Genomic DNA, 23201 nt, shown 5'->3' with positions numbered 1-23201 from the left:
GTCGTGGATCACTGCTGTCAATGGGGGTAAACGGCATCGGAGGGCGCGGTCTCCCCGCCGCGGCGGAGGGAGCCCTCCGGCGCGGCGGGCGACCCGCCAGGGCTCAGCCCCCGGCCCCGGACACCTGCGTCCCCACCCGCTCCACGCCGGCGGCGGAGCCCCCGGCCCCGGCCGACCCGCCTTCGCGACCCAGCGCCCACAGGGCCAGGGCCGCGCCCAGCAGAACCAGGACCAGCGCCGCCGCGGCCAGGGCGACGGCCGGTCCCGTCCCGGACCGTTTCCGCTCGGGGGGCGGCGGGGGCCCGCCGGAACCGGTCAGCGCGCGGGCCAGGCCCGCCGCGTCCGGGCGGTCCTCCGCCAGCGGCACCAGCGCGGCCGAGACCGGGCCGGCCAGGTCCCGGGGCACCCCGAACAGGTCCGGGCGTCCGTTCTCGTGCCGGTGCGCCACCGCGTCCGGGTCGCCGGTGCCGAACGGAGCCCTGCCGGTCGCGGCGAAGGCCACCACCGACCCCCAGGAGAACATGTCGATCGAGGAGGACAGGCGGCCGGTGAAGCACTCCGGGTCGACCCAGCCCGCCGAGTCGGCCGCGGCCACGTGCGCCTCGAAACCGGTCAGCACCGGGCCGTCCGGCCCCAGGACCACGCCGGCCGGGGTCAGGTTCGGGTAGACGGCCCCGGCGGCGTGGACGTCGGCCAGCGCCGCCGCGATGCCGGCGGCGAGTTCGCGGACCTGGCCGCCGGGCATCGGCCCGTGCGTGGCGACCATGTCGCGCACGGTCGGCCCGGGGACGTACGCGGTCGCGAACCACGGGCGCGGGGCGGAGCCGTCCGCGGCGAGCAGCGGGGCCACACGGGGTGAGCGCACCCGCTGGACCAGGCCGGCGTGGTGGGCGAACCGGGACCGGAAGCCGGGGACGGCCACGTGCTCCTCGCGGACCACGGTGAGCGCGGCCCAGCCGCCGTGCCCGTCCGGGGCGGCGTAGGTGACACCGGAGCCCCCGGTGTTCATCCGGCCGTGCAGGGGATACGGGCCGACCTGTGCGGGGTCGCCGGCCACGAGCGGGGTCGTCGGGGGAGTCTCGTTCACGGGTCCTCCGGCGGGCCCCGGCTCACGGGCCGTCCGGGTCCGCCTGTCGTCCGGATGCGTTCGGGGACAGTATGGCGCGAACCGGACGAAGGCCGTGACCGGGCCTCCCCGGGGCCCCTCCGGTCCCGGGGAGCCCCGGGGGAGTCACTCCCCGGAGGGGAGCAGGCCCCGTGCGACGACGGTGTCGGTCAGGGCGCGGCGGATCTCCTCGGCGTCGCCGGCGTGGCCCCGGTGCCCCGTGGCGGCGAGCAGCTGGTCGCGGATCGCCGCGACCACGGCGTCCCCGCGCAGCACCTCGGCCAGCGGGGCCGCCTCGACGGCCTCCTTCCACTGGCGCAGCGCGTCCAGCCGGCCGTGGTCGACGGACTCGCGGGTGAGGTGGAACAGGGCGTCGATGTTGCGGTGGTAGGCGTCCGCGTCCAGGAGGTCCACGTCGAGGACCTCGACCGGGGTGTTGCCGCCCTCGCCGTCGGGGCGCAGGTGGTAGACCCGCCAGCGGCGGCCGTTGGTGAGGATCACCCACTCGGCGCCCTCGTCCGCCGCCAGGCGCCGCGACATCTGGATGTTGCGCTGGTCGAGCTCCTGGCCGATCCGCCGCACCTCGACGGGGGCGAAGAGCTTGCCCTCCAGCATGATCGCGTAGTCGATCGAGTCGCCGCTCGTGCGGTACTCGGTGGTCATGTCCTGGTACTTGCTGAAATTCAGTCCGACACTGAAGAAGTCGGCGACGAGCATGCGGGTGTCGCCGTCGTTGGCGTCGCGCTCCAGCAGGTCGGCCAGGGGGCCGGAGAGGCGGTCCACCGCCGCGGCGACCCGACCGCGGACCGGGGTCTCCCAGCTCACGGTGGTGGTGAACTCGCCGGTCCTGGTCATGACCTGGGTGTCGTCAGCGTCCATGAACGTCCGTTTCCGTCTGTGGTGAAAGCCCTGTCGCACGGCTTTCTCCGGGACCGGGGGAGCACGCGGACGAGGGGGAGAATCCGGCCCCGATGGTACAGCTCACGGGGCGGGCCGCGGGCCGCGGGTTCGCCTTGCCACCGGCGGAACCGGGGGCCGGCACGCCGCCCGCAGACCCCCTCGCGCCGGGCGCCCGCCGTCGGCCCGCCCGTCCGGCCGCGCGCTGCCGGGCACGCGCCGGGCGCCTCAGAGGCCCCCGGAGACGCGCAGCACCGTGCCCGTCGCGTAGGCGGCCTCGGGGGACAGCAGCCACGAGACCGCGGCGGCGATCTCGAAGTCCTGCCCGGGCCGGCCCAGGGGGATGCGCGTGGCGGCGGCCTTGGCCGGGCGGTCGGGGTCGCCCATCGCCGCGTGCATGCCGGTCTCGATCACGCCGGGCGCCACGGCGTTGACGCGGACCCCGTCGGGGCCCAGCTCCTTCGACAGGCCCACGGTGAGGGCGTCCACCGCGGCCTTGGTCGCGGCGTAGTGCACGTACTCGCCGGGGCTGCCGAGCGTGGCGGCCGCGGAGGACACGTTGACGATGGAACCCGAGCCGTGCGCGGCCATGTCCCGGGCGGCCCGGCGGCAGCACAGCAGGTAGCCGAGCAGGTTGACGTCGACCACCCTGCGCAGGACGTCGGCCGAGGCGTCCGCGAGCCTGCCCAGCGGGCCGGTGACACCGGCGTTGTTGACCAGGCCGGTGACCCGCCCCAGCGGGGCGGCCGAGTCGAAGAGCCGCTCGACGTCCTCCTCCGAGGAGGTGTCCGCGCGCACGGTGACGCAGCGCGCGCCGGCCTCCCGCACCGCGGCCGCGGTCCGGGCGGCCGCCCCCTCGTCGCTCGCGTAGCCCAGTACCAGGTCGTGGCCGTCGGAGGCCAGCCTGACGCAGGTGGCGGCGCCGATGCCCCGGCTGCCGCCGGTGACGACTGTGAGCGGACGTGACACGGTTACCCCCTGTGCGGACTGCCTCGACGGACCTCCAGTGTCCACCTCGGCGCCCGTGGCCCCGCCGTCGCCCCCGGTCACGGTGGTGGCCTGGTCCTTCCGGACCTCGCGGGCCCCGGCCCGGCGCCGCGGCGCGTACGCACCGCGGCGCCGGCGGCCGTCCTCTCCCCGTCCGCCGGGGCGCCCGTGGCGCGACCCCCACAGAGGCGCCACGGGGCCGCGCTCAGGAGAGGACGTCGCGCAGCTCCTCCAGGAACCGCAGGAGGGCGACCGAGCCCGGGTCGCGCTCGCCCGCCCCGCGCTCGCCCACCCAGGCGGCGCGGCCCTTCGCCGACGTCAGCCCGCTGGTCTCCTCGACGGCGCGCCCGGCCGCGGAGGCGGCGGCACGCACGGCGGCGACCGGGTCGTCGGCCCCTTCCAGGGCCTCCTCCACCAGGAGGAGCCCGTCCACGAACGTCTTGTCGCCGGGCTCGGCACCGCCCCGCTCCCGCACCCGGCGGGACACGGCGGAGGTGAGGCGCGCGGCGTCGCGGAACGAGACGGACGCGAGCTCCTCCGACTCGGCCGCGGCGGCGAGCACGCCCGCGCCGGTCAGCGCGGCGAACGTGGAGGGGTTGGCCGACGCGAACGCCGTCGCCGCCGCGCGCAGCACGTCGGCGTGGTGGGCGTCCTCCGGCAGCGCGAGCAGCGCCTCGCGCACGGCCTCCGCCCCCGAGGAGACCGTGATGCCCAGGTCGCCGTCGCCGAGGCGCGAGTCCAGCAGCCGCAGCTCCTCCGCGTGCGCGGGCATGCGCTCCATGGCCGCGACCAGCGCGCCGCGCAGCGCGCCGGCGGCGCCGGTACGGCGGACGGCGGGGGCCGGGCCCCGGACGGCCGCGGAACCGGGTGCCCCGACCCCGGCGGCGCGGGGCTCCGGCGCCTCCGTGTTCCCCTGGCCGAAGAACGGGGACGCGGCGGGGGCGTCGATCAGTTCGGCCAGCTCGTCGTCGAGCAGGAGCACGGAGACCGAGGCCCCCGCCATCTCCAGGCTCGTCGCGAACTCGCCCACGTAGCGCCGGTGGATGACCACGCCGCGCTCGCCCAGCACCTGGTGGACCCGGCGGTACACCAGGTACAGCTCCTCCAGGGGGGTGGCGCCCAGGCCGTTCACCAGGACCGCGACACGGTCGCCGGGCGCGGGCTCCAGTTCGCCGAGGATCTCGGCGAGGAAGCGGTCGGTGATCTCGTCGGCCGTCTCCAGCTTCCCCCGGTGGCTGCCCGGCTCGCCGTGGATGCCGATGCCGACCTCCATCTCCCCCTCGGCGAGCGTGAACGTGGGTTCGCCCGCGGCGGGGAGGATGGTGGGGGACAGGCCGACCCCCATCGTGCGCGTGGCGTCCACCGTGCGCCGGGCCACCGACCGCACCGCCTCCAGGTCGTCGCCGCGCTCGGCGGAGGCTCCCGCCGTCTTGTAGGCGAAGAACAGCCCGGCCACACCCCGCCGGGTGGCCTCCCTGCCGCGGGGCGCGGAGAGGATGTCGTCGGTGCCGAGCACGGTCGCCGTCGCGATGCCCTCTGCCGCGACGACGTCGGCGGCCAGGTCGAAGTTGTAGACGTCCCCGCCGTAGTTGCCGTACAGGTACAGCACGCCCGCGCCCCCGTGGGAGGCGCGCGTCGCCGCGGCGATCTGCTCGGCGGAGGGGGAGGAGAACACGTTCCCCACGGCCACGCCCGTGGCCAGTCCCCGGCCCACGTAGCCGAGGAACAGCGGCAGGTGTCCGGACCCGCCCCCGGTCACGATGCCGACGCGGCCCTCGACCGGCGCGTCGGCGCGCACCAGCGCCCTGCGGTCGCCGGACGCCGCCCGCAGGCGGTCGGGGTGCGCCATGAGCAGTGACTCGGTGACCTCGTCGACGAAGTCCTCGGGTCGGTTGATGATCTTCTTCAGCGCCATCCGCGCTCACTCGCCTCTCGGTCCGCCGCCCCCTGGGGCGGGTCGTGTGTACGCCACGGGGGCGTCGGGCGGCCGGGTCCGGGACCCGGGCCGCGGGGTCAGGCCAGGGCCTCCGCGGTCTCCCTGAGGACCTCCAGGTCGGCCTCGGAGACGGCGTCGCCGCAGACCCTCGCGGGTCCGGCGGGGAGCCCCTGGACCTCCAGCCCGGCCTTGAGGTGCGGGATGCTGCCGCTGCGGACCGCGGCCACCGCGCGGGCCACCAGGGGCTGGGCCGCGCGCACGCCTTCGGTGTCCCCGCTGTTCAGGGCGTCGCGCAGTGCCACGAACGGCCGGGGGAAGACGGAGGAGACGCCGGAGACCACGCCGAGGCCGCCCGCGCGGACGAACTCCTCGAAGGCGATGTCGTTGCCGGACAGGACGTCGAACCCCGCGGGCGCCGCGGCCAGGTACGCCGACACCGAGGCGTCGCTCTCACCGCTGATCTTCACCCCGCGGACGCCGGCGTCGGCGAGGCGGCGCAGCACCGAGGGCGCGGCCGGGGTGGTGGAGCGCACCTGGAACAGGTAGGCGTGCACCTCCGCGCCGCCGGCCGCCGCCACCAGGCGCTCGTAGTAGCGCACCAGCGCGTCCTCGGGGGCGGGCAGGAAGTAGGGCGTGACGGCGGCGAGCCGGGTGGCCCCCGCGCCGACGGCGGCGCGGACCAGCGACTCGGCCTGTCGGGGCGCGGCCGCGCCCACGTGGGCGTAGACCCGCTCCGGGCCGAAGACGTCCAGGGCCAGTCCGATCACCCCGGTCCGCTCGTCGTCGTCGAGGGCGGTGAACTCTCCGGTGGTCCCTGCGACGAACACCCCGTCGACGCCCCGGTCGCGGACCGCCGTGAACAGCGCGGTGGCGGCGTCGGGGTCGAGGGCCTCGTCCCGGGTGAACGGGGTCGGGAGGGCGGTGATCACCTTCGCGTGGACGGACATGCGTGGTTCTCCTCGGGTGGGGAAGGGGCGGCTGCCGGCGGATCCGGGTCAGGGCGCCGGGGTGGTGGTGTTCTCGGAGGCGGCGCGGGCGCGGGCGCGGCGCGCGCCCCACGCCGTGCGCAGCGGCGGCACGACGAGGGCGAGCGCGCTCACCGCCAGGAGTCCGAGTGCGATGGGGCTGGTCAGGATGTTCTCCGGGCCGCCGATCTCCAGGGCGCGGCGGAGGTTGCCCTCGGCCAGGCCGCCCAGGATCAGGCCGAGGACGACGGGCCCCGGCGGGATCCCGAAGCGCTTCAGGAACAGCCCGACGAGGCCGAACACGAGCATCACGGCGACGTCGAGGACGCTGTTGTTCACGGCGTAGGTGCCGACCATGCAGAACACGAGGATGACCGCCCACAGGAAGTGCTGCGGGAGCTCCAGGAGCTTGGCGACGCCGCGCATGCGCAGCACGCTGATCACGAGGGCGACCACCGTCGCGATGAGCATGATCCCGGCGATGCTGTAGACCAGGTCGGGCTGGTTCGCGAACAGCGACGGGCCCGGCTGGATGCCCCAGACGACCATCGAGCCGATCATCACGGCCATCACGGAGTCGCCGGGCAGACCCAGCGCCAGGGTGGTGGTCACGGACCCGCCGAGGGTGGCGTTGGACGAGGTGTCCGCGGCGGTGATGCCCTCCAGCGACCCCTTGCCGAACTCCTCGGGCCGCTTGGACGCCCTGCGGGCCTGGTCCCAGCCGAGGATGCCGGCGATGTCCCCGCCGGTGGCGGGCACGATGCCGACCACGCCGCCGACGCCGCTGCCGATCGCCATCGGCTTGAGCATGGTGCGCCAGTCCGAGCGCCTGGGGAACCAGCGGCCGAACTCCTTGATCGGCTCCGCCTCCCGGCCCCGGCGGTGCACGAGGATCTGGTTCATGACCTCCGCGATGCCGAAGAGGCCGATGATCGCGGCGATGAAGGGGATGCCGTCGGACAGTTCGGGGAGGCCGAACGTGAACCGCGGCGTGCCCGTGATGGGGTCCCGGCCGACGGCCCCGAGGAGCAGGCCCAGGCCGCCCGCCATGAGGCCCTTGACGATCCGGCCGCCGGACACCCCGATCATCATCGTCAGGCCGAACACGACCAGCGCGAACATCTCGGCGGGGCCGAAGTTCAGGGCCAGCCGGGACAGCGGGATCGCGGCGACCATGAGCAGGACGACGCCGACGAGCGTCCCCCACGCGGAGGCGAAGGCGGACGAGGTCAGGGCCAGGCCCGCCCTGCCCTGGCGGGCCATGGCGTAGCCGTCGAAGGTCGTGGCGATCGACGCGGGCGTCCCCGGGGTGTTGACGAGGATCGCCGGGACCCGGTCGCCGAAGTTCGCCGCCACGTAGATCGTGAGCAGGACCGCGAGGCCGGGAAGCGGTTCGAGGGAGAGCGTGAAACCGCTGGCCAGGGCGACCGCCATGGTGGCCGTCACGCCGGGGAAGGCGCCGACGAGCATGCCCAGGAGGGCGCCCGCGGCGATGCACAGCAGGACCATGGGGTCCAGGAGGGCGCTGAAGCCCTCGACGATCGGACTCATAGTGGCACTCTCAGGAGGACGCCGAACAGAAGGTAGAGGATCGCCGTCACGGCGATCGGGAAGAGGATCAGCGCCTTCCACCCGCGGCCTCCGCCGAGCCAGGTGAGGGCCGCGAACAGGACAGCCGTGGAGACCCGGAAGTCGACGAAGTACCAGAGGACGCCGTAGCCCGCGATCGACGCGAGCATCGCGACGAGCCGCCACGCCCCCTGGCGGGTCGCGGCCTCGGGCCCGTCCTCCTCCGCGGTCGCGGAGCGGCGGAACAGCGCCCCCGCGGCCAGCCACGCGCTCAGCACCAGCAGGAGGACGGCCAGCGTCTCCGGCCACCACCTCGGGCTGAACTGGGTGAGCCGGGCCCCTTCGGGGATCTGCGCGGCCAGGGCGAAGGCGCCCGCGGCGAGCGCGGCGCCGACGGCGGCGGGGACCAGGTCCCGCGGTCTGCGTCCCGGACGCGGCCCGCCGGGGGCGGGCGCGTCCGGGGTCGTGCTCGTGTCGGCCACGGTGCTCAGTCCTGGCCCTCGAGCAGTGCGCCGAAGCGGGTGTGCTCCTGGTCGACGAACTCGGAGAACTCCTCCGAGGGCACGTTGACCGGGATGTTCCCCGAGTCGGCGATGATCGTCCTGAACTCGTCGGAGTCGGCCGCCTCGGAGAACGCCTCCTCCAGCTTCGTGCGCACCTCGTCGGGGAGGCCGGCCGGCGCGCCGATGCCGCCCCAGCCGCCGATCACGACGTCCACGCCCTGTTCGGCCGCCGTCTCCACGCCGGGGAGCGAGTCGGAGGGCTGGGAGTCGAAGAGGGCGAGGACCCGGAGCCGGCCGTCCGCGTGGGCGGGGGCGGTCTCGGAGATGCCCGCGACCACGGCGTCCACCTGGCCGCCGACGGCGGCGGTGACGGCGGGGGCGCCGCCGTCGAAGGGCACCGGCTGGAACTCGGTCTCCGTGGCGCGCCCCAGCTCGGTGGTGGCGGCCTCCCAGATGGAGCCCGCGCCGGAGTTGGACACCGAGAGGGCCCCGGGCTCGGAGCGGGCGGCCTCGACCAGGTCGTCGAGGGTCTCGTAGGGGCTGTCCTCGGGGACGGCGATGGTGGCGGGGACCGACACCATCTGGCCGACGAGGTCGTAGGCGCCCGGGTCGACGTCGTAGCCCTGGTAGCCGAGCATGACGGTCTCGACCGGCAGGTAGCCGATGCTGTAGCCGTCGGCCGCCCGCCCGGCGAGGTTCTCCAGTCCCACGGAACCGGCGCCGCCGCTGCGGTTCTCCACGATGATGCTCTGCCCCAGGGAGTCCTCCATCCGGGCGGCCAGGGTGCGGGCCGCGAGGTCGGACGCGCCTCCGGCGTCGTAGGGGACGACGAGGGTGATGTCCTGGCTGGGGTAGTCCGCGGCGTCCTCGCTGACGCCGCCCCGGTCGGCGCAGCCGGCCGTGAGGGCGGTGACCGCGAGTGCGGCCGCGGTCAGGCGGAAGGTGGTGGAACGCATGGTGCTCTCCGGTGTTTCGGTGGAATCGGCTCCGTGGGTCGGTCGCGGGACATGAGCCGAGGGACGACGGGACGCGGTGCGGTCCCGTCGGGTCAGTGGGTCGCGGGCTGGGTGTAGGGGGCCCTGAGCCTGAGCCTGGCGTTGTCCAGGTGGCCGCGGAGCTCTTCCAGGACGGCCTCGGGCTCGCCGGACTCGACCAGCCCGGCGAGGACCTCGTGGGCGCGGACGGAGGGGCCGAGGTCCTCGTAGCGCTCGTTGGAGGCCAGGAGGAGCACCTCGATGGTGGGCCGGTACTGCGCCCACACGTCGGCGAGGCGGCGGTGGCCGGCGACGTCGTAGAAGACCGAGTGGAAGCGCACGTCGGCGGCGGTGAAGGCGTCGGGGTCGCGCTCCTCGCGGGCCCTGCGCATCTGCTCCAGGGGGGCGCGGAGGCCTTCGGCGAGCCCGGCCCGGTCGCGGTTCAGGCCGATCTCCAGGGCGAGCTGTTCGAGGGATCCGCGCAGGGAGAAGAGCTCGTCGATGTCGTCCCCGCCCAGGCCCACGACGGTGGCGCTGCGGCGGTTGGTGTCGATGAGCCCCTCGGAGGCGAGGATCTTGAGGGCGTCGCGGATCGGTCCGCGGCTCAGGTCGAACTGCTCGGCGAGGTGCCCCTCGACCAGCGACGTCCCGGGCGCGTAGCGCCCGGTGACGATCAGGCGCCGGAGTTCTCCGGCGACCTTCTCGCCGAGTGCCCGCTGCTTGATGGGCAGGATCTCCGACATGTCTTCCCTTCGGTTAACTGTTAACTGTTAACCAGATTGGATCACCGTGTGACGTGTGTCAATCCCCGTTGTTGCTGGTGTCTCCGTGGCGGTTGTCCGTTTTTTTCGGGTTCCCCTGTCCTTTCGGGGTTCCGGTGCGCACGGCCGCGAAAAGAACTCGGCCCGGTCGGACCTCCCGCCATGACGCTGTGGAATTGCCCGGTCGCCAGGAGTGCGCGAAAGGTGTCCGGAAGGTGGCGGCGGGGTGTCCTCGGCGTGTCGTCGGGGGCCGGGGCCGTCTTCCGTGTGCGGCGTTCCCGTGGATTCACGCGGCGCGGACCGCGTACCGTCGAGGGCGCAAGGGGACCGCCCCGACCGCGCCGGGGGAGCGCGAGGGGTGGTGGACGGGACGCGGCGGGCCGGTCGGCGCCGAGGCCGTGGAGAGGACATCCGAGATGCCGGAGAAACCGGGGAAGGCGCGGTTCGCCGCCACGGAGAGCGGCGCGCTGGTGTGCGAGGACGGGCTGGTGCGGCCGCCCTGGGCGGCGGCGGACCCGCTGCTGCGCGACTACTACGACACCGAGTGGGGGATGCCCGTCCGCGACGAGCGCGGCGTCTTCGAGCGGATCAGCCTGGAGGCGTTCCAGGCGGGACTCTCCTGGGCCACCATCCTGCGCAAGAGGCCGGCCTTCCGCACCGCCTTCGACGGCTTCGACCCCGACACCGTGGCCGGGTACGGCGAGGAGGACGTGGAGAGGCTGATGGGGGACGCCTCCATCGTGCGCAACGAGAGGAAGATCCGCGCCACGGTCCGCAACGCGCGGGCCGCGGTCGCCCTGCGCGGAGCGGGAGGGCTGGTCGACCTGGTGTGGTCCTTCCGGCCCGAGCGGACCCCGGCCCCCGCGCGGGTCGAGGACATCCCCACCGAGTCGCCGGAGTCGGCCGCCCTCGCCGGCGCCCTGCGCCGCGCGGGGTTCTCGTTCACCGGTCCGACGACCGTGTTCGCCCTCATGGAGGCGATCGGCATGGTCGACACCCACCTGGTGGACAGCCACCGCAGGGGGACCTCGGGGGTCTGGGCGCGTTCCTGACCCGGGCCGCCGCGGGCGGGGTCACTCCCCGCCGAAGAGCCGGGAGGCCGTGCCCCGGGCCCGGTCGAGCGGCCCGCGGTCGCGCGTGGCGCGGGAGAGCAGGAGCGCCCCCTCCACGAGGGAGAGCGCGGACCAGGCGTCGGCGTCCGCCTCCTCGGCCCCGCGCCCCTCGGCCACCAGGCGCTGCGCGAGTGTGGCCTGCCAGGAGGAGTACACCCTCCTGCACACGGTGTGCACCAGGTCGTTGGTGGCCGAGACGTCCAGGGCGGTGGCGGCCAGGGGGCAGCCCCTGGTGAACGCCGACCCCTCCATCCTGGCGGTGAAGAGGTCGACCACCCCCCGGACGAGGGCGGCCGCGTCGGGAGCCTCCTCGGAGAGCTCCCGGATGCGGGACCCGATCTCGGCCCCGGCGGACTCCAGGGCCGCCGCGACCAGTTCGTCCTTCCCTCCCGGGAAGTGGAAGTAGAGGGAGCCGCGGGGGGCGCCGCTGGCGGCCAGGACCTGCTCCAGACCCGTTCCGGCGTAACCGTGGGCCTCGAGCAGCTCGCGTGCGCGGTCGACGAGCCGTGTCCGTGTGACCGTTCCCCTGGTGCCCATGACAGTGACGGTAGACCCGGCCCCGGGGCGAGTACAGCGGAACGGTCGGGACACGCGGGCCGTGCGGCCCGGTGCCGCACGGCCCGCGTGTCGTGTCCGCGTCACCTGCCCGCGTCGACCAGGTGCTCGACGAAGGAGCGGTAGTCGCGCAGGGCCAGGCGCAGGGACTCGGTGTCCGAGCCGTCGCCCTCGCTCCACGCGGAGCGGAGCGCGGCCCGGCGCGTCTCGATCCCGGCGATCACGGCGTCGGCGACCTCGGCCGCCAACACGTCCGCCTCGCGCACGGTTCCCCGCGGATCGTCGACGAACCCGCCCTGCGTCTCCTGCCAGCGCGCCCGCACGTCCCCCGGGTCCATGCCGCGTGGCCCGAGCTGCCTCGCCGGGTCCTCCGCGCCGCGCGGGCCGGAGGGCGCGGACCCGGCGGGAGCCGGGGCCGGCGTGTCAGGGCGAGAGGGGGCGGAGGCGGGGTCGGACACCTCGGCGTCGACCGTCACCGCCCGCGCGGCGCCGGACGCCGCGTCCGGGGCAGGGGGCGGGGGCGCGGTCGGGGCGGGCCCCGCCGCCCGTGCCGGGTCCGCGTGGACCCCGCTGCGTCGCCGCTGCTCCGGCACCTCCTCGGCCGGGGGCCGCCGGACCCCGGCGGCCCCGGGCGTCGTCCGGCCGCCGGCGTCCTCGCGCTCCTGCGCCCGCGGGGTCCGGCGGACGCCGCTCTGCTTCCTGTCCGCCGGTGCGGCGGTCTCGTCGTGCTCTCTCACCGGTCCACCTCCGTATCGGTCCCGCTCCGCGCCGGACCGGTCACGGTCCTGCCCGGAGCCTCGGTCGGGGTCGTGCCGGGGGACTCGGGCAGCCCGCCCAACAGGGCCTCCACGAGGCCCCGGAAGGCCACCAGCTCCTCGCGCAGGCCCTCGGTGCCGACCCGGTCGGCCCCGGCCGGGCGCACGGCGCCGCGCACGCGGTGGAACTCGGCCACGGCGGCGGGATGGTCCACCGACAGGTCTCCCGCGCGCTGCTCGAAGCCCCGGTCCTCGGCCGGGGCGCGGTCGGCGTAGCCGACGTCGGACATGATCCCCTCGACCAGCCCGCGGGCGTTGCGCACGGCGCTGACGGGGTCGTCCACGAACTCCTGCTGCACCGCGGCCCATGTGCCGGCGTGCGCCTCGCGCTCGCGGTCGGTGAGCCTGCGGAGCCTCATGCCCTTGTGGCGGTCGAGCCGCTCGGACAGCTCGCGTTCCGCGGCCGCCCTGCCGCCGTGGGCCTCCACGGCGCGGTAGTACTCCGCGCCGAAGCGCTTCTTGAGCCGGGCGGTGCGCCGGGCCGGGAGGATCGAGGAGCGCGCGGCGAGCGCGACTCCCACGGCGATGATGACGATTGCCGCGATGACGATGATGACAACGGTTCCGGTTTCCACTGGGGGCACCTCCTGTCGTCGGGTCGTCCTGCCCTGCCCCGGTGACCACGCCCAAAACACGGTCACGGGAAGGTAACGGAACCGTCGCAGGTGAGAGCGCCGACAGCGCCCGGGGCGGTCGGCCGCCGCGGGGCCGTCTCGTCCGAGGAGGGTGTTCCCACCCCTCCCGGGCACCGTGTGCCACACACGGGAGCCGGTGCCGCAGAGGAACCGCGGACACCGTGGCCGTCGGCCCCCGTCGGCCGCGTACCTCGTGTGGCCGAGGGACCGCACCGCGCCGCCGCCGGCGACGACCCCCGCGGGGGCGCGGGGCCGGGACGCGGCGCGGACCGGGCGGCGGTCAGCGGCGGGCGGCCAGGAGTTCGTCCCCGAGCCAGTCCCGGGGACCGCCACGGTCGAGCCGGCGCAGGAAGGACAGGACCCCGGAGACCCCCGTCGCCCAGCCGCCGCCCGGCTCACGGGTGTGGTCGAGGAAGACCGGGGCCTCCGGGGTCCCGGCGGAGCGCACCAGCACCAGCCCGGCGACGTCCACGGCCGCGTCCCGGTACGCCGCCCCGCCCGTGAGCCCGGCGGTGTCGAGGAGGAACTCACCGACCCCCGCCAGCCCGCAGCACTGGCAGGCGACCTGCATCTTCGGGGCGAGGGCGCGGCAGTGCGACGCGGTCGTCTCCGCGAGCCCGGTGTAGCGGGGCTCGCCCCGCACCGAGCCGGCCCGGAGCAGCACCCCGCCGATCCCGGTGAGCCCCTGGCAGAAGGAGGCGGCCATGGGCCGGGCCTCGGGCGCGGAGGCGGCCGAGACCAGCCCCGGGACGAACCCGGCCAGCACCTCCAGGCAGGCCGCGGCCTCCGCACCCGCGGCAGTGTCGCCGGTGGCGGCCTCCAGGCACAGGAGGAAGTGGGCGACGCCCGCGACGCCGTGCGCGAACCCCAGCCGCGTCGTCACCTCCTCGTGGTCGCGCAGGTCGGGCGGGCAGGCGCGCAGACCCTCCGCGGGGGCCGAGGCCACGAGCCGCTCCGCGCAGCCCTGCGCCAGGTCGAGCCGGGACCCGTCCCCGCAGAGACGCCACAGCTGGAGCTGGGCCAGGCCGATCCCCGCCAGCCCCGACGAGTAGTCGGTCTCGGGGACCGACTCCGGGGCGGTCCGCGCCAGGGGGCGCACCGCGTCGGCCAGGGTCGGCTCGTCCAGTTCGCGGGCCGCCGCGGCCAGGAAGAGGGCGGTGCCCGCCTCGCCGTCCTGGAGGCCGGGCAGCGACCGGCGCAGCGTGAGGAAACCCGCGGTCCAGTGCGCCAGTGCGCGGGCCAGGCCGCGGGACTCGGCGTCCCCCTGGCGCAGCAGCTCCGTGCCCACGCCCGCCGCGCCCCGGTACAGGTTGGTGGGGCTGGGCCGTCCTCCCGGCGAGCCGCCGCGTCCGGACAGCAGGTCGCGCGCCACACCGCGGGTCTGCTCCAGGGCGCTCGCGACCAGCGCGGGAAGGGAGTGCGGGGTGACGGTGTAGCGCGGTTCGGCCCGGAGCGGCGGATGGTCCCCGCCCCTGCGGAGCAGGTCGGCCGCCGCCCTGCGCTCGGCGGGGTCGGGGGACATCAGCCCCGGCACCGCGCGGGCGCAGGGCGGGACGCCGTCGCCCAGCGAGGCCAGGAGGGTGCGGGCGCGCCCGTCGTCGGGCACCGCCCGGGTGGAGCGGGCGGCCGGCTCGGTGCCGGTGGCGGCGTACAGCAGGGTGGCCCCCAGCGAGTAGAGGTCGTCCTCCTCGCACGCCGGTTCGCCGCGTTCCTGGGCGGGGGAGGAGTACCCCGGGGTCCAGCCGTGCACCTGGTCGCCGTCGAGGCTGCTGATCTCGAAGTCCACCAGGGAGGGGGCGCCGTCGTCGGCCAGCACGATGTTCTTGGGGGCGAGGTCGCGCACGAGGACGCCGCGCCCGTGGACCGCGTCCAGCAGCCCGAGCAGGTCGCGGCCCAGGCGTTCCAGGTCGCGTTCCGGGGTGGTGTACGTGCCGTTCTCGGCCACGTCGGTGCGCAGGTCCCGGGGGCCGACGTCCGTGGTGACGAGGAACTCGTCGGCGCCGTGCCGGAAGTGGTCCACCACGCGGGGGACCCCCGCGACGTCCTCCAGGCGGCGCAGCACGGCGGCCTCGCCGCGCAGCCGGTGGCGCGCGTCGCGGGACCCGTCGAGGTCCTCGCCCGTGTACGCGCGGCGCTCCTTGACGACCACCCCCGCGCCCGACTCCCGGTCGGAGCCCCGGTAGACGCCGCCCACCGCGGTGTGGGCGATGGCGCCGGGCACCAGGAAGCGGCCGCCGAGCAGGACCGGCTCCCGGTCGGACCCGCCGGGGGAGGGGGGTTGCCCCGTGAACGGGTCGGGAAGCCAGTCCGGCGGCTGGTAGCGCCCGTCCGCGGCGCCGGGGCGCTCGCGTCCCTCGGCGTCGTGGAGGACCAGCTGGAAGTCGCCGTTGCCGTCGATGCCGTAGACGCCGGCGAACGGCGCGTAGCGGTAGTAGACCGGCGCGTCCGGCCGCAGCCTGCGGTCGCTGGGAATGCCGGGCCCCTCCACCCCGACGAGTTCGGCGGCGAGCTTCTCGGCCAGGCCGGCGAAGTCGTCCGGGCGGGTGTAGACGGTGACGCCCTTGCCGACGGCCCCGGGACGGTTGTGGTGGGAGTTGAGCTCGCGCATGGCCTCCGTGGTGCGCGCGAACTTGAACCTGCACGGCGTGCGCAGCAGCAGGGGGAGCACGCGCTCGACGGTGGACAGGAGGGTGACCGGCCGGGCCGACACGTGGATCTTCCACCCCTGGGGCGGAAGGTCGAGTCCGGGAAGCGCCACGTCGGTCCAGGGGCCGTAGTCGGAGACCACCCGGCCCGCCTCGACGGCCCGCTCCCGTATGCCGACCGTGCACGTGCGTGTGCCGGTGTGCTCCCGCACCCTGGTCTCCCTCGTGGTCGTCGGTGTCGAAGACGGGGCGGCCGGCTGAGCGGCCGACCGCCCCGCGGCCGGCGCGTCGGGGTCACACGGTGAACCCGGCGTGCGGCGGGGTGAAGGGGGCCCGGTCCCGGGACCGCCGCCCCGCGCTGCCGTCCACCCCGGTCGGCAGCGCTCCCTCATGGCACAGGTGGAGGAGGGCGATCGTCTCCGGACGGCCCGCGTCGGAAGGTCCGGCGCTCGTGCTCACGGCGCCTCGACGGGGTGCGTCACGGTCGTCTCGGGGGGTCGGCGGTACCCGGGCGGGTCCGGGCCGGACTAGAGCGAGTAGCCGTCGCAGCGGATGGTGAAGCCGGAGACGCAGGTGTTGCGGCACTCCAGGTTGAGCCGCTCGGAGATGAGCTCGGTCTCGGCCCCGAGGGAGATCAGAGCGGTGGTGTCGAGCGATCCGGCGTCGCGGGGCAGTTCCTGTGCGGACATGAGTCCTCCAGATCTAGCAACTTTTTGTTAATGGCCGACTACCTTGGGTAGTCTTGCCAGGGGTAGTGATCCCCCTCCACCCCCCGCGAAAACGCCGGTGGGGCGGGATGACCCGGCTCGGCCCCCGAGCCGGATGGTTTTGCCCCCATGAGGAGCGAATTGGAACCAGGAACACAGGCCCGAGTTCCGCTCGAAGTGACGTCCTCAAAGGCGCCAGGGGATCGGACCGAATCCTCGCCCCCGGCGGCGATCAGGACAGAGGCACTGGTCAAGACCTACCCGGGGGTCGAAGCGGTCCGGGGACTCGACCTCCTCGTCCACCCCGGGGAGATCTTCGGGTTCCTGGGACCCAACGGGGCGGGCAAGTCCACCACCATCTCGATGCTCTGCGCGCTCACCCGGCCCACCAGCGGCGGACTGTGGGTGGCCGGGCACGACGTCCGCGTCTCCCCCGACGCCGTCCGCAGGTCCATCGGCGTGGTCTTCCAGGGCTCCACCCTGGACGACAAGCTGACGTCGGAGGAGAACCTGGCCATCCACGCCGCCCTCTACGGGGTCCCCCGCCGCCAGGTGCGCGAGCGCGTCGTGGCCATGCTGACCCTGGCCGACCTGCTCGACCGGCGGCGCAGCCTGGTCCGCACGCTCTCCGGCGGGATGAAGCGCCGCCTGGAGATAGCCCGCGGCCTGCTGCACCGCCCCCACGTGCTCTTCCTGGACGAGCCCACGGTCGGCCTCGACCCGCACAGCCGGGCCGAGGTCTGGCGCCACGTCCACCGGATGCGGAGCGAGACGGGGGCCACCGTCCTGCTCACCACCCACCATCTGTCCGAGGCCGACAACTGCGACCGGATCGCCATCCTGGACCGGGGGCGGGTCGTGGCCCTCGGCACTCCCGCCGAGCTCCGCTCGCGGATCGGCCGCGACCGCATCGTGCTGGTCGCCTCCGACCCCGGGCAGTGCTCGCGGCGGCTGGCCGACTCCCTGGGGCTGAGCCCCTCCGTCGAGGACGGCGCCCTGGTCGTGCGGGTCGAGGACGGGGCGGCCGTGCTCCCGGCGGTCATGGCGGCCCTCGGCGGCTCCGTCACGTCGGTGTCCCTGGTCCGGCCCACCCTGGACGACGTGTTCCTGCACTACACGGGCCGCAGCATCGGTTCGGAGCCCGCAGAGGGGGGAGACGCGTGAGCCCCGCGCCGACGGTCCCCCCGACGGCCGCGCGCCTGGCCTCCGAGGGACGCGCGGCGGCCGCGGTGTGGAAGCGCGAGATGATCACGTTCCAGCGCGAGCGGATGCACCTCGTCATCAGCCTGCTGCAACCCCTGCTGATCCTCGTCGCCCTGGGCGTGGGGCTGGGGACGGTGGTCCCCGAGGACGGCTCCGGCGTCGGCTACGTGACGTTCCTCTTCCCCGGCGTCCTCGTGATGGCCATCCAGCCGCCGGCGTTCGCCACCGGCGCCTCCATCCTGTGGGACCGGGAGTTCGGCTTCCTGCGGGAGATGCTGGTGGCGCCCGTGCGCCGGGAGTCGCTGCTGCTCGGCAAGGTCCTGGCGGGCACCACCATCGCCACGTGCCACGGCGGGATCCTGCTCCTCTTCGCCGGGCTCGCGGGCGTGCCCTACGACCCGCTCCTCTTCGCAGGGTTCGTCGCGGTGCTGGCGCCGGCGTCGTTCGCCATGACCTGTCTCGGGGCGCTGCTGGCGGTCTGCGTGCCCAGCCCCAAGAGCTTCCAGGCCGCCACGGGCCTGCTCCTGGGGCCCCTCGTGTTCCTGTCGGGGGCGTTCTTCCCGCTCAACGGGCTGCCGTCCTGGCTCGTCGCCCTCACCGCCCTCAACCCCCTGACCTACGCGGTCGACGCGGCCAGGCGCGTCCTCGTCTCCCACCTGCCGGCCGGGGCCGCCGACGGGATGTTCCGCGGCCTGGAACTGTGGGGCGTGCGGCCGCCGGTCTCCGGGGAGCTGATGGCGCTGACCGTCTTCGGCGCGGTGTTCCTGCTCGTCGGGGCGCGCCGCTTCGCCCGCCCCGACTAGTGCGCTGTCCGGGCCGGGGCGGGGGTGCCGCCCCGGCCCGGGACGGCGCTCCCGGGACCGCTGTCCCGGTCAGGGCTTGCGCGCCACCCCGCCGTACTGGTCCATGCCGCGGCGGGTGCCGACCTCGATGGGGCCGGGACGCCACAGGGGGCACGGGACCACGCCGGGCTCCAGCAGCTCCAGGCCCTCGAAGCGGGCGGCGATCACCTCCGGGCTGCGCAGGAGGTAGGGGACGTCGCCCTGCTTGTTCCCCACCTCGATGGCCTGGTTGTAGGCCTCGCTGGTGTTGGAGCCGTCGTAGCTCGCCAGGTAGCTCCCGGGCGGCAGGGCGTCCATGAGCCGACCCACGATCGGCATGATCTCGTCCTCGGGCACGTGGCCCAGGATGCCCATGAGCATGAGCGCGACGGGCTTGTCGAAGTCGAGGGTCTGGGCGGCCTGCTCGAGGATCCTGTCGGGATCGCGCAGGTCGGCGTCGATGTAGTCGGTGGCCCCCTCCGGCGTTCCGACGAGGAGCGCCCGCGCGTGCGCGAGCACGAGGGGGTCGTTGTCCACGTAGACCACGCGGGACTCCGGGGCGACGGCCTGGGCGACCTCGTGGGTGTTGTTGGCGGTGGGCATCCCCGTGCCGATGTCGAGGAACTGGCGGATCCCCGCCTCCCCCGCCAGGTGGGTGACCACGCGGATCAGGAAGTCACGGCTCGTGCGGGCCAGGTCCCTGATCTCCGGGAAGAACTCGGCCACCGCGTCGCCCGCCTCGCGGTCGACCGGGTAGTTGTCCTTGCCGCCCATCCAGTAGTTCCAGATGCGGGCCGAGTGGGTCCGCGTGGTGTCGATCTGCGGCGGCCGGCCGGAGCTGTCGGGGGTGGACGGGGACGGGTTGTCGGTCATAGGGGTCTCTACCTCGCTGCAAGGGGGTTCACGCCACAGAGCGGGGGAACCGGCGCTGGCGCGCCCGGAACCCCTGTCTCATCAGGGATCTACTCGCGCCAACCATAGACGACGCGGCGCCGCGTACGGGCGCGCGGAAGAGGCAGGGGAAGGCGGAGCCGGGCCTGCGGGGTCCAGGCCCCGGAGACCGGCCACCGGCGCTCCTGCCGGGGCCGGGCGCGGCAGCCCTGACAGGGGAGCAGCGGTCCCGCCCCGCTCGCGCCGCCGGAACGGTCGGATCCGCCGCTCCCGGCGGCGGAGCCCGGACCCCCGACGTGCGGATCCGCTGCCCCGGAGGCGGTTCAAGGGGGTTGGCCGGACCGCTCCGGAGGACAGGCCTACGTTGGGACCATGACGAAATACGCGTGGATGTATCGTCTCGGCCTCACGCCCTGGGAGCGCTACGGCGCCGCGGGCGGGGCCCAGCTCGGCTCCCTCCTCGACCGCGAGGCGCGGGAGCGCCCGACCGGCCCCGGGCGGGCGCTGGACATCGGCTGCGGACGCGGACAGTTCACCCCCGAGCTCGCCCGGCGCGGGTGGGAGGCGGTGGGCGTCGACATCGTCCCGGCGGCGATCGCGGCGGCCCGGCGCAAGGGCCCTGCGGACGTCTCCTACGCCGTGGGCGACGCGACCGCCCTGGAGACGGCCGGCCTGGGCGCGTTCGACCTCTTCCTCGACGTCGGCTGCTTCCAGGGCCTCGACCCGGACCAGCGGGCCGCGGAGGGGCGGGGCGTGACGGCGCTCGCCGCGCCGGGGGCCGCCCTGCTGCTGCTCGCGTTCGGGCCGTCGCGGTACAGCCGACTCGTCGAGGGCGTCTCGCGGGCGGACGTCGAGGCGGCGTTCCCGGGGTGGGAGCTCCTCGCCGCCGAGGACGCGGACACCGCCGGCCTGGGGTGGCCGATGGACCGCACCTCCCCGCAGTGGTACCGGTTCCGCCGCACCGACGGGTGACGCGGTCCCCGGGGGCCGACGGCCGCGAGCCGGCGTCCGGTCAGGCGTCCCCCGCCGTGCGGGTGGTGTCGTGCAGCTCGAACATCTGGTGCTCGATGTGGTGATCGGGCTCGGCCCGTTCGGCGGCCAGGAGTTCGGGCCGCCAGCCGTGGGCGGCCGCGAGGTCCTCCATCGCGTCGCGGTAGCCGATGTCCCCGAACCCCAGGAAGAGCCGGCCCCGGGGCGCGAGGACGGCGCGCGCGCCGGCGAGGTAGGAGCGGCAGCAGTGGTGGCCGACGTCGAAGACCGCGCGGGTCAGATCGCAGGGGTGCTCGTAGCCCTCGGGCATGGCGACGTAGGGGATGGCCCAGAAGACGAGGTCGTACCCGGTGTCGGGGACGGCGTCGAACACGTCGCCGACCACGACCCTGACCCGGGAGGAGACGCCGTGGCGCCGGGCGTTGCGGGCGGTGTTCGCGGCGGCGGCGGGACCGATGTCGACCGCGGTCACCCCGGCGCACCCGGAGAGCGCGGCCTGCACGGCGGTCACCCCGGCGCCGCAGCCGATCTCCAGGAAGCGGCCCCCCTGCGGGAAGGGGAGGTGGCGGGTGTAGAACCCGGTGCTGGAGGTGAGCGCGGGCGAGAACACCCCGGGCAGCAGGTCCCAGGAACGGCCGAGGGCGTCGAAGTTCCTCCGGCCCTCCGAGAGCGCCCGCTCGACCAGGAGCGTGCTCCCGGCGACGACGGCGGACGAGGACGGGGCCGGGGTCCCGCCCGCGGCGCCCCCGAGCCCGGGGGAAGGTGTGGTGCCGCGGGTGTTCGAGTGCTCGACGCGCTCGTGCATGGTTCCGCCTCGTCTCCTGGTGGGGGAACGCCTGCCGCAGGGGCCGCCGCCCGCCAGCCGTCACCCGGACCGGCGCGGCCGGCGGGGAAGGGGGCGTGGGCGGACGCGTGAGCGCGACGGTCCGCGAAGCGCTCCACGAGAGGGCGCCGCGTCGCGGTGCCGGATCGTGTGAGCACTCTCCGAAATCAAGGACAGAGTAGACGTCGATTCCGGAGCCGACCGGGGATGGCGCCTCCCGAACCTCAAGGAGAGCCTCTGAACTGGGAGAACTCCTCCGAGGCGGGCTTGTGGGAAGCGTGGGTGCGCGGCGCGACCTGGTGGCCGGGTTCGTGGCCCTGCCCGTGGGCGCCGGTGCGGGGCCGAGCCGCCCACGTCTCCGACGACGGCATCACCGCCGGGGCCGACGTCTATGGGGCAGGGGCTTCCTCGGCCGAAGAGGCGGCCTGAGACGCGGGGGCGTCGCGGCGTTCACCCTTGTAGGTGCTGACGGCCTTGGCCAGAAGCACCGACCAGAAAGCGGTCGAAGCCAGTGCCGTACCGCTGACCCGCCCTTCGGTCAGCCATTCCAGTGCCACCCATTGCACTCCGACTCCGGTGAGGAGAGCGGTGAAGGCGACCGGTCGGCGGGCCGGTTGCGCAGGGGGGCTATTCCTCGGCGCTACGTGAGGGGCGGCTCCGGACGCGTTCGCGCCGGTCGAGGATCCAGCGGACGATGAGGGGGCTCACCAGACCGCTGGCGCCGCTCCCGATGAGGGCCGTGAGCCACGTGGGCCAACTCGTCAGGAGTGCGAGCGGCAACGAGACCGCCAACATCAGCGTGAACATGACGGCGACCATGGGGAGAAAGAACCTCTCCGGGTTAGGTGTGGCGCTCATACCGTCTCGAACTCCTTCGATACGGGGCGGGCCGGTGCCGACGCCCACCGGTGAATCAACGAGGGCCGAACGGCCCGCGCAACCTCTGGCCCGGGAGGTGGCCGAACAGGTCGCCGCCGACCACGGCGTGTGCATCCGCCCGGTGTCCCTTCGACGCACGAACACCGCCACCGGTGCCATCGAGGTGATCGACGTCCGGTGACTTCGCCGCGGAGTCGCCCTGACGGGCGTGTGGCACGTGTGTGGCACGGCCTTGGGGGCCTGCCCCGGGAACGCGAGAGGCCAGGTCACCGGAAATCCGGTCTGACCTGGCCTCTGCTGTGTGGAGCGGATGACGGGAATCGAACCCGCGCTATCAGCTTGGGAAGCTGAAGTTCTGCCATTGAACTACATCCGCGTGTGACCGCCGGAAGTCCGGTTGTCGACGCACGCCATCCTAGCCCAACTCCGCCCCCCATGGGCAACTCGGCGCGGCAACCGCGGTCCGGCCGTCCCGCCTATGGTGCGTTGTCGCAGGCGGTAGGTTCGGACCGTGCTGCTCTCCGATCGCGATATCAAGTCCGAAATCGATGCCGGGCGGGTCCGGATCGACCCCTACGACCCCGGCCTCGTCCAGCCCTCCAGCATCGACGTGCGGCTGGACCGTTTCTTCAGGGTCTTCGAGAACCACAAGTACCCCCACATCGACCCCTCGGTCGAACAGCCCGACCTCACCCGCCTGGTCGAGACCGACGGGGAGGAGGCGTTCATCCTCCACCCGGGCGAGTTCGTGCTGGCGTCCACCTACGAGGTGGTCAGCCTGCCGGTGGACATCGCGAGCCGGCTGGAGGGCAAGAGCTCCCTGGGCCGCCTCGGCCTCCTCACGCACTCCACTGCCGGCTTCATCGACCCGGGCTTCTCGGGGCACGTCACCCTCGAACTGTCGAACGTGGCGACCCTGCCGATCAAGCTGTACCCGGGCATGAAGATCGGCCAGCTCTGCATGTTCCGCCTGTCCTCCCCGGCGGAGCGCCCGTACGGCTCCGCGGGCTACGGCTCCCGGTACCAGGGGCAGCGCGGTCCGACGCCGTCCAGGTCGCACCAGAACTTCGTCCGCACGCCCATCAGCCCCGACGCCTCCTGACCGGCGGCGGCTCTGGAATCGGCCGGACGCTTACGTTACGGTTATGAATCGACACGTACCGTCGCGCGACGCATCTGTCTCGCATATGTGACAAGGGTCACCATGAAAAGCAGAGTGGCATAGATCACATATAGACGTCTTGCGGTGCCGACATCCGGTGTCATAGGTCGGCGGACGGTTTTTATGTCGGTTAAACATGTTATTTGCCGGTTACCAACCGTCTGAACTGTGCGTACGTATCTCTGTAGGGTTTGCACCCGACGTGAACCAGGTAGCGGTACCGCCCCGACCAGGGGGCGCATGGGGGCCCTGCGCAAGCCAGCTAC

25 protein-coding genes and 1 tRNA gene are annotated in these 23201 nt (G+C 74.5%); 6 read left to right on the top strand and 20 right to left on the bottom strand.

Translation table 11 applies throughout. The annotated features are described in order from the left end of the window. Positions 1-103: 103 nt before the first annotated feature. The 9 genes from OUQ99_RS29875 to OUQ99_RS29835 all read right to left on the bottom strand — a co-directional run bounded on the left by OUQ99_RS29875 (position 104) and on the right by OUQ99_RS29835 (position 9679). Positions 104-1087, bottom strand: coding sequence for a hypothetical protein (locus OUQ99_RS29875; RefSeq protein WP_267947092.1), 984 nt, complete (start codon positions 1085-1087; stop codon positions 104-106). Positions 1088-1231: 144 nt separating this feature from the next. Next, on the bottom strand, positions 1232-1984 hold the full coding sequence (locus tag OUQ99_RS29870) for a hypothetical protein (protein ID WP_267947091.1): 753 nt from the start codon (positions 1982-1984) through the stop codon (positions 1232-1234). 246 nt (positions 1985-2230) lie between these two features. Then, on the bottom strand, positions 2231-2971 hold the full coding sequence (locus OUQ99_RS29865; RefSeq protein ID WP_267947090.1) for an SDR family NAD(P)-dependent oxidoreductase: 741 nt from the start codon (positions 2969-2971) through the stop codon (positions 2231-2233). 223 nt (positions 2972-3194) lie between these two features. Further along, entirely contained in the window at positions 3195-4904 is a 1710-nt protein-coding gene (locus OUQ99_RS29860) for a dihydroxyacetone kinase family protein (RefSeq protein ID WP_267947089.1), read from the bottom strand. 98 nt (positions 4905-5002) lie between these two features. After that, complete coding sequence (locus OUQ99_RS29855) at positions 5003-5872, bottom strand: dihydrodipicolinate synthase family protein (protein WP_267947088.1); 870 nt, start codon at positions 5870-5872, stop codon at positions 5003-5005. Positions 5873-5920: 48 nt separating this feature from the next. Beyond that, positions 5921-7441 (bottom strand): tripartite tricarboxylate transporter permease, encoded by a 1521-nt coding sequence (locus OUQ99_RS29850; RefSeq protein WP_267947087.1) that lies wholly within the window; start codon positions 7439-7441, stop codon positions 5921-5923. Further along, on the bottom strand, positions 7438-7941 hold the full coding sequence (locus tag OUQ99_RS29845) for a tripartite tricarboxylate transporter TctB family protein (RefSeq protein WP_267947086.1): 504 nt from the start codon (positions 7939-7941) through the stop codon (positions 7438-7440). The genes OUQ99_RS29850 and OUQ99_RS29845 overlap by 4 nt, the downstream gene beginning before the upstream one ends. 5 nt (positions 7942-7946) lie before the next feature. Next, positions 7947-8918 (bottom strand): tripartite tricarboxylate transporter substrate binding protein, encoded by a 972-nt coding sequence (locus OUQ99_RS29840; protein ID WP_267947085.1) that lies wholly within the window; start codon positions 8916-8918, stop codon positions 7947-7949. A gap of 92 nt (positions 8919-9010) precedes the next feature. Beyond that, the gene (locus tag OUQ99_RS29835; protein ID WP_267947084.1) at positions 9011-9679 is read right to left on the bottom strand and encodes a GntR family transcriptional regulator; all 669 of its coding nucleotides are present in this window, start codon (positions 9677-9679) and stop codon (positions 9011-9013) included. Positions 9680-10113: 434 nt separating this feature from the next. On the opposite strand from OUQ99_RS29835, the gene OUQ99_RS29830 reads away from it, so the two are divergent. Next, positions 10114-10749, top strand: a complete 636-nt coding sequence (locus OUQ99_RS29830; protein WP_267947083.1) for a DNA-3-methyladenine glycosylase I — start codon at positions 10114-10116, stop codon at positions 10747-10749. Between the two features lie 21 nt (positions 10750-10770). Here OUQ99_RS29830 and OUQ99_RS29825 read toward each other — a convergent pair whose 3' ends face one another. The 6 genes from OUQ99_RS29825 to OUQ99_RS29800 form a co-directional block, all read right to left on the bottom strand. After that, positions 10771-11346 (bottom strand): TetR/AcrR family transcriptional regulator, encoded by a 576-nt coding sequence (locus OUQ99_RS29825; RefSeq protein ID WP_267947082.1) that lies wholly within the window; start codon positions 11344-11346, stop codon positions 10771-10773. 101 nt (positions 11347-11447) lie between these two features. After that, on the bottom strand, positions 11448-12101 hold the full coding sequence (locus OUQ99_RS29820) for a hypothetical protein (protein WP_267947081.1): 654 nt from the start codon (positions 12099-12101) through the stop codon (positions 11448-11450). Further along, positions 12098-12754, bottom strand: coding sequence for a hypothetical protein (locus OUQ99_RS29815; RefSeq protein WP_267947080.1), 657 nt, complete (start codon positions 12752-12754; stop codon positions 12098-12100). Before OUQ99_RS29815 ends, OUQ99_RS29820 begins: the two co-directional genes overlap by 4 nt. Before the next feature lie 340 nt (positions 12755-13094). Beyond that, complete coding sequence (gene lanL, locus OUQ99_RS29810) at positions 13095-15671, bottom strand: class IV lanthionine synthetase LanL (RefSeq protein ID WP_267947079.1); 2577 nt, start codon at positions 15669-15671, stop codon at positions 13095-13097. Between the two features lie 82 nt (positions 15672-15753). Next, positions 15754-15918, bottom strand: coding sequence for a hypothetical protein (locus OUQ99_RS29805; RefSeq protein ID WP_267947078.1), 165 nt, complete (start codon positions 15916-15918; stop codon positions 15754-15756). Positions 15919-15986: 68 nt separating this feature from the next. Next, a complete protein-coding gene (locus OUQ99_RS29800; RefSeq protein WP_267947077.1) occupies positions 15987-16148 on the bottom strand; it encodes a cinnamycin family lantibiotic in 162 nt (53 codons plus the stop codon). 195 nt (positions 16149-16343) lie between these two features. Here OUQ99_RS29800 and OUQ99_RS29795 point away from each other — a divergent pair, with 195 nt between their 5' ends. After that, positions 16344-17330 carry an ATP-binding cassette domain-containing protein gene (locus OUQ99_RS29795; protein ID WP_267947076.1) on the top strand — a complete coding sequence of 329 codons (987 nt, stop codon included), beginning with the start codon at positions 16344-16346 and terminating at the stop codon, positions 17328-17330. After that, the gene (locus OUQ99_RS29790; RefSeq protein ID WP_267947075.1) at positions 17327-18172 is read left to right on the top strand and encodes an ABC transporter permease; all 846 of its coding nucleotides are present in this window, start codon (positions 17327-17329) and stop codon (positions 18170-18172) included. The genes OUQ99_RS29795 and OUQ99_RS29790 overlap by 4 nt, the downstream gene beginning before the upstream one ends. A 69-nt stretch (positions 18173-18241) precedes the next feature. On the opposite strand, the gene OUQ99_RS29785 is transcribed toward OUQ99_RS29790, so the two are convergent. Next, entirely contained in the window at positions 18242-19063 is an 822-nt protein-coding gene (locus tag OUQ99_RS29785; RefSeq protein WP_267947074.1) for an SAM-dependent methyltransferase, read from the bottom strand. A 390-nt stretch (positions 19064-19453) separates the two neighbouring features. On the opposite strand from OUQ99_RS29785, the gene OUQ99_RS29780 reads away from it, so the two are divergent. After that, positions 19454-20053 carry a class I SAM-dependent methyltransferase gene (locus OUQ99_RS29780; RefSeq protein ID WP_267947073.1) on the top strand — a complete coding sequence of 200 codons (600 nt, stop codon included), beginning with the start codon at positions 19454-19456 and terminating at the stop codon, positions 20051-20053. Positions 20054-20093: 40 nt separating this feature from the next. Here the strand turns inward: OUQ99_RS29780 and OUQ99_RS29775 are convergent, their stop codons facing one another. From OUQ99_RS29775 to OUQ99_RS29765, 3 genes are all read right to left on the bottom strand, one after another. Further along, positions 20094-20876, bottom strand: a complete 783-nt coding sequence (locus tag OUQ99_RS29775) for a methyltransferase (protein WP_267947072.1) — start codon at positions 20874-20876, stop codon at positions 20094-20096. A gap of 407 nt (positions 20877-21283) precedes the next feature. Beyond that, entirely contained in the window at positions 21284-21451 is a 168-nt protein-coding gene (locus tag OUQ99_RS29770; protein WP_267947071.1) for a hypothetical protein, read from the bottom strand. A gap of 70 nt (positions 21452-21521) precedes the next feature. Next, complete coding sequence (locus OUQ99_RS29765) at positions 21522-21752, bottom strand: hypothetical protein (RefSeq protein ID WP_267947070.1); 231 nt, start codon at positions 21750-21752, stop codon at positions 21522-21524. Between the two features lie 34 nt (positions 21753-21786). Between OUQ99_RS29765 and OUQ99_RS29760 the strand changes: the two genes are divergently transcribed. Further along, positions 21787-21954 (top strand): hypothetical protein, encoded by a 168-nt coding sequence (locus OUQ99_RS29760; RefSeq protein ID WP_267947069.1) that lies wholly within the window; start codon positions 21787-21789, stop codon positions 21952-21954. A 121-nt stretch (positions 21955-22075) separates the two neighbouring features. Here OUQ99_RS29760 and OUQ99_RS29755 read toward each other — a convergent pair. After that, positions 22076-22149 (bottom strand) — tRNA-Gly (locus OUQ99_RS29755). 135 nt (positions 22150-22284) lie between these two features. On the opposite strand from OUQ99_RS29755, the gene dcd reads away from it, so the two are divergent. Then, the gene (gene dcd, locus OUQ99_RS29750; protein ID WP_267947068.1) at positions 22285-22875 is read left to right on the top strand and encodes a dCTP deaminase; all 591 of its coding nucleotides are present in this window, start codon (positions 22285-22287) and stop codon (positions 22873-22875) included. The last annotated feature ends 326 nt before the right edge of the window (positions 22876-23201 follow it).

The sequence above is a fragment of the Streptomonospora nanhaiensis genome (assembly GCF_026642255.1).
Taxonomy (GTDB): Bacteria; Actinomycetota; Actinomycetes; order Streptosporangiales; family Streptosporangiaceae; genus Nocardiopsis; species Nocardiopsis tropica.
The sequence above is the reverse complement of the archived record's forward strand: the minus strand, read 5'-3'. Positions and strand labels throughout refer to the sequence as shown.

Bases quoted from the DNA above. Each gene is read 5' to 3' on its own strand.
- OUQ99_RS29870 (WP_267947091.1), bottom strand. From the start codon at position 1,984: ATGGACGCTGACGACACCCAGGTCATGACCAGGACCGGCGAGTTCACC.
- OUQ99_RS29860 (WP_267947089.1), bottom strand. From the start codon at position 4,904: ATGGCGCTGAAGAAGATCATCAACCGACCCGAGGACTTCGTCGACGAG.
- OUQ99_RS29855 (WP_267947088.1), bottom strand. From the start codon at position 5,872: ATGTCCGTCCACGCGAAGGTGATCACCGCCCTCCCGACCCCGTTCACC.
- OUQ99_RS29850 (WP_267947087.1), bottom strand. From the start codon at position 7,441: ATGAGTCCGATCGTCGAGGGCTTCAGCGCCCTCCTGGACCCCATGGTC.
- OUQ99_RS29840 (WP_267947085.1), bottom strand. From the start codon at position 8,918: ATGCGTTCCACCACCTTCCGCCTGACCGCGGCCGCACTCGCGGTCACC.
- OUQ99_RS29835 (WP_267947084.1), bottom strand. From the start codon at position 9,679: ATGTCGGAGATCCTGCCCATCAAGCAGCGGGCACTCGGCGAGAAGGTC.
- OUQ99_RS29830 (WP_267947083.1), top strand. From the start codon at position 10,114: ATGCCGGAGAAACCGGGGAAGGCGCGGTTCGCCGCCACGGAGAGCGGC.
- OUQ99_RS29825 (WP_267947082.1), bottom strand. From the start codon at position 11,346: ATGGGCACCAGGGGAACGGTCACACGGACACGGCTCGTCGACCGCGCA.
- OUQ99_RS29800 (WP_267947077.1), bottom strand. From the start codon at position 16,148: ATGTCCGCACAGGAACTGCCCCGCGACGCCGGATCGCTCGACACCACC.
- OUQ99_RS29785 (WP_267947074.1), bottom strand. From the start codon at position 19,063: ATGACCGACAACCCGTCCCCGTCCACCCCCGACAGCTCCGGCCGGCCG.
- OUQ99_RS29780 (WP_267947073.1), top strand. From the start codon at position 19,454: ATGACGAAATACGCGTGGATGTATCGTCTCGGCCTCACGCCCTGGGAG.
- OUQ99_RS29775 (WP_267947072.1), bottom strand. From the start codon at position 20,876: ATGCACGAGCGCGTCGAGCACTCGAACACCCGCGGCACCACACCTTCC.
- OUQ99_RS29765 (WP_267947070.1), bottom strand. From the start codon at position 21,752: ATGAGCGCCACACCTAACCCGGAGAGGTTCTTTCTCCCCATGGTCGCC.